The sequence below is a fragment of the Sphingorhabdus sp. genome, assembly GCF_044374345.1.
GTDB lineage: Bacteria > Pseudomonadota > Alphaproteobacteria > Sphingomonadales > Sphingomonadaceae > Sphingorhabdus_B.
This window is the reverse complement of the sequence record NZ_JBILOS010000010.1, coordinates 18,139-33,102: the sequence shown is the minus strand read 5'-3', so window position 1 is coordinate 33,102 and position 14,964 is coordinate 18,139. Positions and strand designations below refer to the sequence as shown.

Sequence of the window (14,964 nt, the reverse complement as noted above, 5' to 3'; positions counted from 1 at the left end):
CGGTTGTTGCCATGCGTTGGCATCGACATGTGCGTGCAAACCGTCCGGCAGGATACGCGGGATATTCTCTAGCAAGCCACCGCCGGTGATATGCGCCATCGCGTGGATCTTGCCGGTGCGGACCATCGGCAGCAGCGATTTCACGTAGATGCGGGTCGGCGCCATGAGCGCGTCGATAAGAATGACATTCTGGTCGAAAATGGCCGGACGGTCGAGTTTCCAGCCCTTGTCTGCGGCAAGGCGCCGAACTAGCGAGAAACCGTTGGAATGCACACCGGATGATGCAAGGCCCAAAATGACGTCGCCCGCCGCGACCTTATCTGCCGTCAGTACCTGGTCGCGCTCCACCGCGCCGACGCAGAAACCGGCAAGGTCATAGTCGCCTTCGGAATACATGCCCGGCATTTCCGCCGTCTCGCCGCCAATCAGCGCGCAGCCGGCTTGCTTGCAGCCCTCGGCGATGCTGGCGACGACGGACGTGGCCACTGCGTTGTCGAGCTTGCCGGTGGCATAATAATCAAGAAAGAAAAGCGGCTCTGCGCCTTGCACGATCAAGTCATTTGCGCACATCGCGACAAGGTCAATGCCGACGCCTTCATGGCGACCGGATTCGATGGCCAGTTTCAGCTTCGTTCCGACACCATCATTTGCGGCGACCAGAAGTGGATCATTAAAGCCAGCGGCCTTAAGGTCAAAAAACCCGCCAAATCCGCCAAGATCGGCATCCGCGCCAGCACGGCGGGTCGATTTCGCCAGCGGCGCAATCGCGCGCACGAGCGCGTTACCGGTTTCAATGGAAACACCCGCCTTGGCGTAAGTGTAAGATTCGGGCTTCTGTTCTTTTGCGTCCATTTGTCGCCGTTAGCGAGAACAGGGTTGGAATTCCACGTCTATGTCGCCTAAAGGTGCGTTAATGACAAATTCTCGCGGAAAATGGTTTCAGATTGCAGCGATTGGCTTGCCTTTGGCGCTGATCGGTGGCGGAATCGTTGCCGCGCAAATCGAAGGGCCAAAGCGCGGCATTGCGCCAATCGCAAGCGCTGGTGATTTTGAAGTGACCGGCGTCTCTGTGAATGTCGTCGGCAACAACGCGTTTGATGCCCGGCAAAAGGGTTGGGAACAGGCGCAGCGGATTGCATGGTCGGCATTGTGGCGCAAAACCCATGGAACGGTTGGCGCTGGCCTATCCGATTCGACTTTGGACGGCATCGTCGCCGCAATCGTGGTGGAGCAAGAGCAGATTGGCCCACGCCGTTATGTGGCAAAGTTGGGCGTATTGTTTGACCGCGCGCGTGCCGGCCAATTACTGGGCGTTAGCGGTGTGACGCGTCGTTCTGCGCCGTTGCTGTTGTTACCCGTCACCTATTCGGCTGGCGCGCCGACGGTATTTGAACAGCGCACATCATGGCAGCGCAGCTGGGCCAAATATCGCACCGCTGACAGCACGATAGATTATGTGCGTCCAAGCGGGGCAGGCGGCGAATCATTGCTGCTGAACGCGGGTCAGAAAGACCGTCGCAGCCGCATTTGGTGGCGCACAATCCTCGACCAGTTCGGTGCTGCTGACGTGATCATCCCGATAGCACGTATCGAACGCCAATGGCCCGGTGGCCCAATTATTGGCCGGTTTTCTGCGCGATACGGACCGGATAACAAATATCTTGGTTCGTTCACCCTGCGTGTTGCCAACAGTGCTGGCATTCCGGGCATGATGGATCAGGCGGTCATTAAGATGGACCAACTGTTCCAATCCGCGCTCGCCTCTGGCCGATTGCGGGCAGATGCCTCGCTCGTCCTTGAACCCGAAGTGGTCGAGGAAGAGGAATTGGAAGGCGAAGTGGAAGACCTGTCGGTTGTCGATGGGGCAGAGCCTGCACGCCAGTCTTTGGATGATGTGGTAAGGTCGGTGTTGCAAGAAGCAGAACCTGCGCGCAATTCTGGTGCGCCCACGCCGCCGTCACCACGGCCATGAGCGCCAGCATCTGACATTATGCGCCAAATTGCTTTGCCATTGGACGAACTGCGCAGCGGCGCATCGTCCAGCCTGATCATTACGCAATCCAATGCGACCGCTTTTGCCGGGCTTTCGAGCGCGGCGGGCTGGGCAAAGCGCTGTGCCATTCTGACGGGGCCTGCGCGCTCGGGAAAATCGCTCATGGCGCGCTATTTTTCGGGGCAGAACGGCACAGTCATTGACGATGCAGAGGCTAGTCCGGCAGAAACCTTGTTTAACGCATGGAACCGGTCGCAGGAAAGCGGCGTCCCATTGTTGCTTATCTCGCGTTGGCAGCCCGCGGAGTGGAACATTACGCTGCCCGACCTGCAATCGCGTCTGGGCTCTGCATTGTTGCTCGACATTGGGCCGCCCGACGATGAAATGATTGAGCAATTGATTCAAAAGCAGCTCGCGGATCGCGGCGCTGCAATCAGCATGGACGCTTTAAGCTATGTAAAGCGCCGGATTGAACGGAGCTATGGTGCAATCGAAAAATTTGCACGGTCCGCAAACGCACTGGCGCTGGCGGAAAATGCCCCGGTCAATCTCAGCTTGGTAAAGAAGATACTCGAAAGCTAATTCCAACCTACGGTGTTGTAGATCGCCCTATTAGCGGACCATCTCTTCTTCTTGGGTGTGGGTCATTTTCAGTTTCCCGTTCACCACTGCGAACGCCAGCCTGCCTTCGACCAGATCAAGCGCATCGCGGCCGAACTGTTCAAACCGCCATCCCGTTAGGACTTCTAGGTCTTCACGCTCACCCGCAGCCAACCGTTCCAGTTCTTCGGTCCGGACGATGAGGCGCGGCGCGACATTGATTTCGCGCGAACGGATTTTAAGCAACAGCTTTAACAGGTCCGCGACCAGTGATCCGTCTTTGCCGCCGCCGGGCGACGATCTGCCGCGGTCAGGCATGTCGTCGCGTGCCATGGGCTGGCTTGCTTCGATAACGGCGATCAACCGCGCGCCAATGTCATTGTCGCGCCAAGCAGGGGATAGTCCACGCACCTTGGGCAAATCCGCCTGCGTCTTGGGCGGATGCGCCGCAATGTCGGCCAGCGTTTCGTCTTTCATGATGCGCCCGCGCGGGATGTTCTTACGCTGCGCTTCCTTTTCGCGCCATGCCGCCATGGCCTGAAGCCGGCCCAGAACGTCGGGCTTACGCGATTGCACCTTTATCCGGGACCACGCATTTTCGGGATCATTGCGATAGTTGGCCGCGTCTGAAATGCGCTCCATTTCATCATTCAGCCAAGCGCCACGGCCCGTGACCTTCAGCTTTTCGAGCATCATCGGAAATATCGCCGATAAATGCGTTACGTCGGCAATCGCATAATCGATTTGCCGTTTGTCGAGCGGACGGCGCGACCAATCTGTAAATCGCGCGCCTTTGTCGAGTTGAATGCCCATCCATAGATCGACCAGATTCGAATAGCCGATTTGTTCACCCTGACCGAGTGCCATGGCCGCGATTTGGGTGTCGAACATGGGGTAGGGCGTTTTGCCCGTCAGGTTGAAGAATATTTCAATGTCCTGCCCACCGGCATGAAAGACTTTCAGGACGTCGTCATTTGCGCAGAGCAGATCGAGCATTGGCGTGAGGTCCAGCCCCTCGGCCTTTGGGTCAATCGCCGCCGCCTCATGCGTGTCCGCTAGTTGCACGAGGCACAGATCCGGATAATAGGTATTTTCCCGCATAAATTCGGTATCAACCGCAACAAATGGGGATTTTGCAAGGCGTGCGCACAATTCTGCGAGACGTTTGCTGTCGGAGATGAGTGGATGAATCTGCATTGCGCATCGCCGTAGCACCCATTCCCGACTTGACAAAGTGCCCCTGCACGGTTGTTAGGCGGCCTTTCCACAGATTTTTTGAATTGAGTGAACAATGCACGCTTATCGCACGCACAAATGCGCCGAACTTCGCGATTCCCACGTGGGGGAAACCGTACGCCTATCTGGCTGGGTCCATCGTAAGCGCGACCATGGCGGCGTTTTGTTCGTCGATTTGCGCGATCACTACGGCATGACGCAGATTGTCGCCGATAGCGACAGCCCCGCATTGCCAATCCTCGAAGCATTGCGCCTTGAAAGCGTTGTCACCATTGATGGCGATGTAAAGGCCCGCAGTGCCGCCACCGTGAACGCCAATCTGCCCACCGGTCAGATCGAAGTTTTCGCGCGCAATGTCGTTGTGCTCAGCAAGTCTGAAGAACTGCCTTTGCCCGTTGCTGGTGAACAAGAATATCCAGAAGAAACCCGCCTGAAATACCGGTTCCTCGATTTGCGCCGTGAAACGCTGCACGCCAATATCGTCAAGCGCACGCAGATCATTCGCGAAACGCGCCGTCGCATGGAAGATATCGGCTTTACCGAATATTCAACGCCCATCCTGACGGCATCCAGCCCCGAAGGCGCGCGCGATTTCCTCGTGCCGAGCCGCATTCACCCGGGCAAATTCTTCGCGCTGCCACAGGCACCGCAGCAGTATAAGCAATTGCTGATGGTCGCTGGCTTTGACCGCTATTTCCAAATTGCACCATGCTTCCGCGATGAAGACCCGCGTGCTGACCGTTTGCCGGGCGAATTTTATCAGCTCGATCTGGAAATGAGCTTCGTCACGCAGGAAGAAGTTTGGGACACGATGGAGCCAGTAATGGCTGGTGTCTTTGAAAAATTTGCTGATGGCAAAACCGTCACGCCAGCTGGCCAATTCCCGCGTATTCCGCATGCTAAGGCAATGCTGGATTACGGCACGGACAAGCCCGATTTGCGCAACCCGCTGATCATTCATGACGTGACCAGCCATTTCACCAAATCAGGCTTTGGCCTGTTTGAACGCATCGTCGAAGGCGGCGGCGTTGTCCGCGCTATCCCCGCGCCAAAGACGGCGGAAAAGAGCCGCAAATTCTTTGACGATATGAATGAATGGGCACGCAGCGAAGGCCATGCTGGCTTGGGTTATGTTACCCGCAAGGCTGGCGAATTTGGCGGCCCCATTGCCAAAAACCATGGCGACGAAGGCATGCAGGCGCTGTACGACGCCATTGGCCTTGGCCCCGACGATGGTTGCTTCTTTGCTGCGGGCAAGGAAGAGCAAGCTGCCAAGCTGGCGGGTGCCGCGCGCACACGCACGGGTGAGCAGCTTGATCTCATCGAAAAAGACGCATTCCGCTTTTGCTGGATCATCGACTTCCCGTTTTACGAATGGAGCGAGGAAGACAAGAAGATCGATTTTGCGCACAACCCGTTTTCGATGCCCCAAGGCGGCCTTGAGGCTCTGCAGACGCAGGATCCGCTCACCATCAAAGCCTATCAATATGATATGGTCTGTAACGGTTATGAGCTCGCCTCTGGCTCCATCCGGAACCAGCATCCTGATCTGATGGTGAAGGCGTTTGAACTGACTGGCCTGACGCAGGCTGATGTTGAGGATCGTTTTGGCGGCATGTACCGTGCATTCCAATATGGTGCCCCACCACATGGCGGTATGGCAGCTGGCGTCGACCGGATGGTCATGTTGTTGTGCGGTGTGCAGAACTTGCGTGAAATTACCTTGTTCCCGATGAACCAGCGTGCGGAAGATTTGCTGATGGGTGCACCGTCACCGGCCGAGCATAAGCAGCTACGCGAGTTGAACATTCGCGTTGTGGAACAGCCGCCCAAAGCGCAATCGTAAAGCATAGGCCGACGCCATAACGCTGTCCCTTTTGGGGACAGCGTTTTGCTCTGTCTTGTCTAACGGCCGAATAGGTGCTGCAATCGCCCGATGGCGATTGATCTTTCAAACTATGAGTCCGGTAAAAAATATGAAGGTGCCTACGAAGAGGACCTGAAAGCGCTGCAAGACCGTCTTTCGCGGCTGCAGTCGCTGCACATATTGCATGGTGCGCGCACGTTAATCGTGATTGAAGGGTGGGACGCGGCTGGCAAGGGCGGCGCGATCAAGCGCATGACCGCGAGGCTCGATCCGCGTTATTATCGCGTCTATCCGGTTTCAGCGCCCACTGCAGAGGAAAAGGACAAGCATTTCCTTTGGCGCTTTTGGAACAAGCTGCCCGGAAGTCAGGAAATCAGCATCTGGGACCGAAGCCATTATGGCCGCGTGCTGGTCGAACGCGTCGAAAAATTCTGCAGCGAGGCAGAATGGCGGCGCGGATATGACGAGATTAATGAGTTTGAGTCGCGACAGGGCGAAATCGGTACGAAAATCATTAAGCTGTTCTTCCATGTAACACAGGAAACGCAGGATAAGGTGCTGATGGAGCGCCTCGGAGATCCCGCCAAGCGCTGGAAAGTGACCGCAGAGGACTTTCGAAATCGCGAACGGCGTAGCGAGTATATGGATGCGCTGGCAGACATGTTTAAGCGCACCCATACGCGCTGGGCCCCATGGACCGTCATCGACGGCAATAACCAGAAAGCGGCACGGATCGCTGCACTAAATTATGTTGTGGAGTCGCTTGAGGCAAGTGTTCCGCAAGATTTCCCTGATGCCCAACCAGAGATTGCCGCACTGGCCGAAAAGACATTCGGCTATTCCGCTATTGGATAGGCGATCCCGACGACTTCCCATTCTTTGGGGCCCGTTGGCAACGTTACCGTTTTGACATCGCCCACGCGCGCACCGCGCAGGGCGCGGGCCAGCGGTGCGTTCCATCCGATGCGGCCATGGCTTGCATCGGCCTCGTCATCGCCGACCAACGTAATGACGCGCTCCACGTCGTCGATATCGGCCAACGTAACCGTCGCGCCGAAAAATACACGGTCGCGGTCTTCCTGCTTTGACGGGTCGAGGACCTTTGCAACTTTCATTTTCTTGGAAAGCTGGCCGAGTTCACGGTCGATCGCCCGCAGCTTCTGCCGGCCGTAAATATAATCGCCATTCTCGCTTCGGTCGCCATTGCCCGCCGCCCAATGGACAATTTCGACAACCGCCGGCCGTTCGACAGCGAACAATTGTTCATACCGCGCGCGCAATGCTGCGAATCCGGCCGGGGTAATGGGGTTTGTGCGCTCCATAGCGCCTCTATGTCACCCCGGGCTTGATTTGCCCAGATATGTGCTGAGCGGCGTTGCCGACCGCACGCGCGCGCGTTCGGGGTGGAGATGATCATACATCACCGCATTTTCCAGCACGCGGTACACATAATCGCGGGTCTCGCTCAGCGGGATTTTTTCGATCCATTCCATTATGTCGATGCTGCCCGTTCGCGGATCACCGTAAGCCTTCAGCCATTTGTTCACATTGCCGGGGCCACCATTATACGCCGCGATGGCCAGAGGATAGCTTCCGTCATAATAGTCGAGCATCCGCTCGATATATGTCGCGCCCAGCGCGATGTTGTAATCTGTATCGACGGTCAGCGCTTCGGGGCGATATGCCATCGCGATTTTGCCCGATGTTTCGCGCGCGGTGCCTGGCATCAGCTGCATCAGGCCACGTGCACCTGCGTGGCTGACGGCTGCCCGGTCAAACTGGCTTTCCTGCCGCATGATCGCATGGGCAAGCGTCCATGTTTTGTGATGCGCGGCGGGAATGTTGACCGTTGGATAGCTGTTCCCCAAAAGCTCAGAAATGCCTGCCGATCGGGCGCTGCGACCCGCCATCACCGCCAGATCGGGACGGCCCAATTTTTGGGAAAGGCCAATGGCTATGGCAAAGTCATCCGTATCCTTTGCATTTCGGGCAATAGCCCTGAAGAAATTGCTTTGGTCCTTCCAACTACCATATTTGGGTGCGAGGGCTGCGGCCAAATAGACTGCCGGAACAACTCCCTCCGCCAAAACGGGTGCGGCGGGGGTGATGCGCGGTACTGGGGGCAGGGGGCGCCGGAGCTGTTCAAGCGACAACTGGCCAAAAAAGCTCTCATAATAAGCCGCGGCTTGTTCATGATAGCGGGTGGCCGCCGCTTGATCTCCGGCCTTTGCTGCGGCTTTGCCAGCAAAGTGTAAACCCTTTGATCGGGTTTGCGCCGATTTCGCAGCGGACGCATAACGTTCGAACATCGCAACGGCATCACCAGGGCGGCCAAGCCTTTCCATCGCCGTCATGCCAGCAAGCCATGTCAGGCTGGTATAGCGATCGCGTATGGCGATATCTTGATCGATCATGACAAGGCCGCGCGGCGTTGCGTCGTCAACGCGTGACGCTATGCGGTACGCGACGTCATATTGGCCGTCCTTCGCGGCTGCCTGCGCATGCGTCAGCAGCAATTGATACCAGTCCTTCAGAACAGGTACCGGCGCAGCAAGATTGGCGCGGTTCGCCAGCAATTCGCGCGCACCGATGCTGTTGCCGGAGGACCGCATAAAGTCTGCTCTGGCGGCGATTAAGGTCGCTTCACTATTGGCCAGAGCTCCGGCGTCCTGAACCTTTTGATCGGCATCAGCGGCTTTTATTCGGGTGGCGAGCGCCGCAACAAAGGCGGGGCGACGTTGCGGGGATGTGTAGGCTATCCAGCGTTCTGCGCCGCGGGTTGAGCCCGACCATAGCAACCGGTCAACGCGGGCGTCATGGTCAGCGGACGTAAAACGGTTGCCAGCGATGCGGAACATACGTGCTTCGTCATCATCGTTTAGGGCGCCACCGCGCCATGCCGCGCGCGCTTTTGCTTCCGCGCGTGATTTATCGCCCGACGCGTCGAGTGCAATTGCGAACCTTGCGCGTCCCGCGTTGGTGAGGGGCGGCAAGCGGTCAAAGAAGGCGACAACCTGACTGGGCGATGATGACAGGGGATTGATTGCCTGTTCGGCGTTCTTGCGCATATCATCGCTATTTGGCCAATCGGGATAGCGCATCAAAAATGACGCATATTCGCCAAAGCTTAAATTGCCTGACGCGCTGAGCATTTTCCAACGCTGCAACGCGGCAGGGACTTGGCCCTCGCTTGCATCATACTGCGCCGCCGGGGCCTGAGGCATTTGCGCAGTGGGCGCAGCAGCAGGGGCTACCCCCGTACCGCGCTGCCACGTTATGCCATCGCTTTGTTGGGCCGCCACAGCGGTCGAAAACGGAATTATCAGCATAGATGCCGAAATGAGATGCTTTACCATGCTGGACATATTATGTGCCCCATCCTTATCAGGTGCTGAACGAACGACTATATAGCCTTTAGCGGCTTATATGGCCCAGATTGAAAGTGTAATGCTATGTTTTCGGGATCGATACCGGCTCTAGTGACTCCTTTTTGCGACGGATCGTTTAGCGAAAAGCATTTTCGTGCGTTGATCGATTGGCAAATCGACCAAGGATCAAGCGCGCTGGTGCCCGCCGGGACAACCGGTGAGGCGTCAACGCTGTCGAATGCCGAGCATCATCGCGTGATCGAAGTGTGTATCGAGCAAGCCGCTGGGCGCGTACCCGTGATTGCCGGCTGTGGGTCGAATGACACCAATAACGCCATTCTCCACCTTAACTTTTCAAAGAAAAGCGGCGCCGCTGCCGGACTGGTTGTCGCGCCGTACTATAATCGCCCCAACCAAGAGGGCATTTATGCGCATTTCGAGGCGATGACCAAGAAGAACGATCTGCCTATCGTGCTGTACAATGTGCCTGCGCGAACGGTGACGGACATCAAGCCGGAGACGGTTGCGCGCCTTGCGCAGTTGCCGACGGTGATCGGTATCAAGGACGCAAGCGGTGATATGCCGCGCGTAACGGACCATCGCTTGGCCTGCGGACCTGATTTCTGCTTGCTTTCGGGCGTCGATGAACAGTCGCTTGCGTTTAATGCCGCAGGCGGGCGCGGGTGCATTTCGGTTACCGCCAATGTTGCGCCGAAATTATGCGCAGAATTTCAGGCGGCATGTGCATCGGGGGATTACAACTTGGCACGCCAACTGAATGATAAGCTCTATCCACTTCATTTGGCGTTGTTTTCTGACGCATCGCCGGGGCCAATTAAATATGCATTGTCGCGCGTCATCGACGGTTTCCCAACCGAATTGCGCTTACCAATGACCCCGCCAAGCGAGGCGAGCCGTCGTCAGGTTGATGCCGCCTTGGAGAATGCAGGGCTTATCTAATGACGCGTCCAAAGCCCGAAGCATTTAACAAAGTCAAAACGGTCGCCGAAAACCGGCGCGCCCGTTATGATTTTCACATCGATGACAAATATGAGGCCGGTATTGTCCTGACCGGAACCGAAGTGAAATCTTTGCGCTTTGGTGAAGGGTCCATCGCCGAGAGCTATGCTGAAGTTCGCGATGACCAGATTTGGTTGATTAACGCGAACATTCCTGAATTCAGCCATGGAAACCGGTTTAACCACGAACCGAAGCGGCCCAGAAAGTTGCTGTTGAACGAGCGTGAAATCAACAAACTGCATGGCGCGGTGATGCGGCAGGGCATGACGCTTGTGCCTCTGTCGATTTATTTCAATGGACGCGGCAGGGCGAAAGTGGAATTGGCATTGGCAAAGGGCAAAAAGGCACCCGATAAACGTGCTACCGAGAAAGAACGGGATTGGAAGCGTGAGCAGGGACGCATTATGCGCGACCGTGGATGAGTAAGTTTGATACCTGGTTGCACAGGCAAGCACCCACGCGCGACAGCTTTGAACGCAGCCGCTTTCTGCGGCCGTTTGCGCAGCGCGTTTTTCATCCGGCCCTCTGGCGGTTTACACGGCGCTCCGTCCCACGGGGCGTAGCCCTTGGCCTGTTGGTCGGTATTTTCCTTTTGATACCCGGTGTCCAGATCGCTGGTGTCGCGCTGCTTGCGCTGCCATTTCGGGCAAATATCCCCATCGGTGCGGCGATGACGTTCCTGAGTATGCCGGCCACAACGCCATTCATTTTGCTTGGGTCGGTGTATGTCGGTGAATCGGTGCTTCGGTTGAACAATGGCTCGGACCACTTTTATCAACTTATCGAGACATCGGCGCCGCTTTCCGCGTGGGGTAATTATGTCTTGAACGAAGCGCCTTTGGCGTTGGTGCAAGGAATTGCGGGGCTTGCGATCATAGCCATCGCGGCGGCTGTCATCGGTTATGTGCTCTCGGCTTGGTTCTGGCGCTGGCGAATAAGCGCCAAATGGCGACGCCGGTCGAAGTCCATTGCGTCTCGGGGATAAACTTTGGTAGCCTTTGGCCCGCCAGCCTCTATTCTCCGCACGAGCATTTGCGCAAAGCCAATCTGATGCCACGCAAGAGCACGCTAAAGAGGGGGCACAATCTTGACAAATGGCACGATGCGTTCCAGCCAAAAGCAGACGGAAAATTGTACCTCAACTATGAGGACCGCGTTCGCATCTGGTAAGGAACCGCTTTGAACAAAATATCCCCGCCGACCCAATTCCAGATCTTTGGCGGGGATATCGATCAATCCGCCAAGCTGGATATGCGCCAGCTGGCGGTGTTGGCTATCGCAACCTTATTGTCGCTGGCGATATTGTGGTTTTCGACGGGCAACATCATTCTTGTCGGTTCGTGCGCCGCCATCATCATTGCGGCCGGCGCGCTCATTCACGTTTTCCGTCATGCTGGTTCGGTAGAGGCTGCCGTCGATGTCTCGCCGCCGGATTGGTCCATCGCGCACGCTGCCACGCAGTTGAACGACGCTGCAATCGCCATAAGTGACCGCGCTGGTCGGCTGGTATGCGCAAATGACCATTTTACGAAAGCGTTTCCCGGACTGAAAGCGCCGCCGGATCTGGAGCTAGATGAAGCGAGCCAATCTTTGATGGTCGCGGCAAGTCGTGCAGCATGGCGCGATGGCAGTGCCCAGATCGATAACATCACGAAGGACCAACGCGTCTATAGCGTGAAGGTGGCACGCGCGGGCGCTTCTGATGAATATCTATTGTGGAGACTGGCGCCGATTGAACGGATTGCCATTGAAAGCCGTGCGATTGCGCTGATTACCGGACGTATCGGGCATGCCATGTCCGGCAGCGGCGTGATGGCTGTCGCCGTTGGTCCCGACGGCTGCGTTCGTGCCGCAAATGCTGCTTTTGCTTTGCGTGCAACGGGCACGGATCAAGTTCCCCTCACTGGCCGTTCATTCGCAGATTTTGTAAGGATGGATGACAAGGGCAGCGTCTTTTTTGAACGCGAAGGACGTCGCGGGCTGCCTATCCGGCTTTTGCACGTGCCGTTGAACGCGCATGATGTGGAAGGCTCCGCCTTGCTGCTCGCGGTGGACGAGGATGGTGCAAAGGTCGACCGCGGCCTCGCGCTGGCACATGTTGAGCAATTGCTCTCCACACTGCCTTTGGGGCTGGCGCTTGTTGATCGCGATGGCCGGTTCCTGTTTGCCAATGACGCATTTGCACGCGTGCTGGATGTAGAACCAACCAAATTGCCCCCTTATCCTGGCGATCTGGTCATTTCTGAAGACAAGGGCGTGGTCTTGGATAGCATTCGCCGTTATGGCAGCGGGCCCATGACGTCGGGCGACATCGCCATTCGCTTAAAAGAGCGACCCGATGAAGTCATTGCGCTCTCCATCGCTGGCGTGCGCGGGCTTGGTGGCGCTGCGGTTCTGCTTGGACTTAAGGACAATAGCGAAGAAATAACCCTGAAGCGACAGCTCGCCCAGCAGACAAAGATGGAATCGATCGGGCAGCTGGCGGGCGGTGTTGCGCATGATTTCAACAACATCCTGACCGCGATTATCGGATATTGCGACCTCATGCTGCTGCGGCATCAGCCCGGCGATGGGGATTATGATGATATTCAGCAGATCAAGAACAATTCAAATCGCGCGGCCAGCCTGACCCGGCAGTTACTCGCATTCTCGCGTCAGCAGACATTGCGTCCGCAGATATTACAACTGGCGAATGTTGTTGCCGACGTATCCAGTCTGCTGAAGCGATTGCTTGGCGAGACTGTCCGGCTTGAGGTGCATCACGGGCGTAATGTCGGCGCTGTGCGCGCTGACCCGGGGCAGCTTGAAAAGGTGATCATCAATCTGGGCGTGAATGCGCGCGACGCTATGCCCAAGGGCGGCGTGGTGCACATCAGCACATTGGCGGTGGGGCAGCAGGAAGTTGCTGCGATGGGTAGCGAGTTTTTGCCCATTGGCGACTATGTTAAATTATCCGTCGAGGACAGCGGTGTCGGCATTTCCAAGGAAAATCTGTCGAAGATATTCGAACCGTTCTTCACGACCAAGGAACTTGGCCATGGGACCGGGCTTGGTCTCTCCACTGTCTACGGCATTGTTAAGCAATCGGGCGGGTTCATCTTTGCCGATTCAACCGTCGGCCAAGGGACACGCTTCGACATATTCTTGCCCGTTCATCGAGGGGAAGCAACTGTTGCTGGGACGGGCAAAAAGGAATTGTACAAGCCCAAGGATTTGTGGGGCAGCGGACGAGTCTTGATTGTTGAAGACGAAGACATGGTGCGCGCAGTCGCAGAGCGCGCGTTGGTGCGGCAGGGATATGTCGTGGAAACCGCAAGCGATGGCGAGCAAGCGCTCGAGCTTTTTGCGGAAGGCAAGCGATATGACCTCGTCGTCTCGGACGTGGTCATGCCCAATATGGATGGCCCGACAATGGCCCGCAATTTACGTGACACATATGGCGACATCCGCCTGTTGTTCATGTCCGGTTACGCAGAGGAGCAGTTGCGCGAGACGATCAGCCTCGACAATGTGTCGTTCCTTGCTAAGCCATTTTCAGTTCAGCAAATTGCGGAAGCGGTCCATGACGCGCTCGCAAAGACTAATTAGTTAAGATATTGAAAATCAATATATAAATAATTTTGTTCCGCTCTTGTTCTTTTGGAACAGAAGGTGTACATAATGGCTATTCCGGATAATGTTCTGGAACAGGCATGACGCTAAAGGAGTGGAAAAATGGCAGCAAGTCTTAAAATGGTCGATGGGAATCAGGCAAACGGTATGAAAAATTCGGAACGTGAAAAGGCGTTAGAAGCGGCGCTCGCGCAGATTGATCGCGCCTTTGGTAAAGGCTCGGCGATGAAGCTGGGTAGCCGTGAGGCTATTGCTATTGATGCAGTGTCCACAGGCTCGCTTGGTCTGGACATTGCGCTCGGCATTGGCGGCCTGCCCAAGGGACGCGTGATTGAAATTTACGGTCCAGAAAGCTCGGGTAAAACGACGCTGACCCTGCATGCAATTGCAGAGGCGCAGAAGGCAGGCGGTACGGCCGCATTTATCGACGCAGAGCATGCGCTGGATCCGGGCTATGCCAAGAAATTGGGTGTCGATATTGATAACCTCATCGTGTCGCAGCCCGACACAGGTGAGCAAGCACTTGAGATTGCAGATACGCTGGTGCGTTCTAACGCAGTCGACATTTTGGTTATCGACTCGGTTGCTGCACTTGTGCCACGCGCCGAAATCGAAGGCGAAATGGGCGACAGCCATGTCGGCTTGCAAGCCCGTTTGATGAGCCAGGCGCTTCGCAAAATTACAGGTTCGATCAGCCGGTCGAACTGCATGGTAATTTTCATCAACCAGATCCGTATGAAAATCGGTGTGATGTACGGTTCGCCCGAAACGACCACGGGCGGTAATGCGTTGAAATTTTATGCGTCGGTCCGTTTGGATATTCGCCGCACGGGTCAGATTAAGTCTGGCGAAGATATTGTGGGCAACACAACCCGCGTGAAGGTTGTGAAAAACAAGGTAGCTCCACCTTTTAAGCAGGTCGAATTCGACATCATGTATGGCGAAGGTATTTCCAAGACCGGGGAGCTTTTGGATCTGGGCGTGAAGGCGGGAATTGTCGAAAAGTCCGGCAGCTGGTTCAGCTATGACTCGATCCGTATTGGGCAGGGTCGTGAGAATTCAAAAATCTATCTTACGGAAAATCCTGAAGTCGCAGCACGGTTGGAAGCCGCCATTCGGGGCAAGACCGAAGAAGTCGCTGAAGTCCTGATGACAGGGCCTGACGCGGACGACGACGTTTAAGAAATATGCGAACAAGCGCGGCCTTGCCTGAGGCCGCTGCTTTCGACCCGTCCTGGTCCACCCCGGGGCGGGTCACTTTGTTTTGC

At 56.3% G+C, this 14,964-nt stretch carries 13 protein-coding genes; 9 read left to right on the top strand and 4 right to left on the bottom strand.

Annotation, left to right across the window (positions count from 1 at the left end):
- Window positions 1-852 (bottom strand): phosphoribosylformylglycinamidine cyclo-ligase (gene purM, locus ACIQ5B_RS02100; protein ID WP_397597572.1); only part of this gene is annotated, 852 nt, incomplete at its 3' end.
- 61 nt (window positions 853-913) lie between these two features.
- Between purM and ACIQ5B_RS02095 the strand changes: the two genes are divergently transcribed.
- Together ACIQ5B_RS02095 and ACIQ5B_RS02090 are read left to right on the top strand one after the other, a co-directional pair.
- Complete coding sequence (locus ACIQ5B_RS02095) at window positions 914-1,972, top strand: heavy-metal-associated domain-containing protein (RefSeq protein WP_397597571.1); 1,059 nt, start codon at window positions 914-916, stop codon at window positions 1,970-1,972.
- Between the two features lie 18 nt (window positions 1,973-1,990).
- On the top strand, window positions 1,991-2,575 hold the full coding sequence (locus ACIQ5B_RS02090; protein WP_397597570.1) for an ATPase: 585 nt from the start codon (window positions 1,991-1,993) through the stop codon (window positions 2,573-2,575).
- Window positions 2,576-2,605: 30 nt separating this feature from the next.
- On the opposite strand, the gene rnd is transcribed toward ACIQ5B_RS02090, so the two are convergent.
- Window positions 2,606-3,790, bottom strand: a complete 1,185-nt coding sequence (gene rnd / locus ACIQ5B_RS02085) for a ribonuclease D (RefSeq protein WP_397597569.1) — start codon at window positions 3,788-3,790, stop codon at window positions 2,606-2,608.
- Window positions 3,791-3,884: 94 nt separating this feature from the next.
- Between rnd and aspS the strand changes: the two genes are divergently transcribed.
- Together aspS and ACIQ5B_RS02075 are read left to right on the top strand one after the other, a co-directional pair.
- On the top strand, window positions 3,885-5,675 hold the full coding sequence (gene aspS, locus ACIQ5B_RS02080) for an aspartate--tRNA ligase (protein ID WP_397597568.1): 1,791 nt from the start codon (window positions 3,885-3,887) through the stop codon (window positions 5,673-5,675).
- A 90-nt stretch (window positions 5,676-5,765) separates the two neighbouring features.
- Window positions 5,766-6,551 (top strand): polyphosphate kinase 2 family protein, encoded by a 786-nt coding sequence (locus ACIQ5B_RS02075; RefSeq protein WP_397597567.1) that lies wholly within the window; start codon window positions 5,766-5,768, stop codon window positions 6,549-6,551.
- Here the strand turns inward: ACIQ5B_RS02075 and ACIQ5B_RS02070 are convergent.
- The gene (locus ACIQ5B_RS02070) at window positions 6,533-7,018 is read right to left on the bottom strand and encodes a GreA/GreB family elongation factor (protein ID WP_397597566.1); all 486 of its coding nucleotides are present in this window, start codon (window positions 7,016-7,018) and stop codon (window positions 6,533-6,535) included. The genes ACIQ5B_RS02075 and ACIQ5B_RS02070 overlap by 19 nt on opposite strands.
- Window positions 7,019-7,030: 12 nt before the next feature.
- Window positions 7,031-9,061, bottom strand: coding sequence for a lytic transglycosylase domain-containing protein (locus tag ACIQ5B_RS02065; RefSeq protein ID WP_397597565.1), 2,031 nt, complete (start codon window positions 9,059-9,061; stop codon window positions 7,031-7,033).
- Between the two features lie 87 nt (window positions 9,062-9,148).
- Between ACIQ5B_RS02065 and dapA the strand changes: the two genes are divergently transcribed.
- From dapA to recA, 5 genes are all read left to right on the top strand, one after another.
- Complete coding sequence (gene dapA, locus ACIQ5B_RS02060; protein WP_397597564.1) at window positions 9,149-10,024, top strand: 4-hydroxy-tetrahydrodipicolinate synthase; 876 nt, start codon at window positions 9,149-9,151, stop codon at window positions 10,022-10,024.
- Window positions 10,024-10,506, top strand: a complete 483-nt coding sequence (gene smpB, locus ACIQ5B_RS02055) for an SsrA-binding protein SmpB (protein WP_125230014.1) — start codon at window positions 10,024-10,026, stop codon at window positions 10,504-10,506. Before dapA ends, smpB begins: the two co-directional genes overlap by 1 nt.
- Window positions 10,503-11,069 (top strand): DUF2062 domain-containing protein, encoded by a 567-nt coding sequence (locus tag ACIQ5B_RS02050; protein WP_397597563.1) that lies wholly within the window; start codon window positions 10,503-10,505, stop codon window positions 11,067-11,069. Before smpB ends, ACIQ5B_RS02050 begins: the two co-directional genes overlap by 4 nt.
- A 194-nt stretch (window positions 11,070-11,263) precedes the next feature.
- Window positions 11,264-13,672: a response regulator gene (locus ACIQ5B_RS02045; protein WP_397597562.1), complete on the top strand. Its 2,409-nt coding sequence runs from the start codon at window positions 11,264-11,266 to the stop codon at window positions 13,670-13,672.
- Window positions 13,673-13,798: 126 nt separating this feature from the next.
- Window positions 13,799-14,878, top strand: coding sequence for a recombinase RecA (gene recA / locus ACIQ5B_RS02040; RefSeq protein WP_397597561.1), 1,080 nt, complete (start codon window positions 13,799-13,801; stop codon window positions 14,876-14,878).
- The last annotated feature ends 86 nt before the right edge of the window (window positions 14,879-14,964 follow it).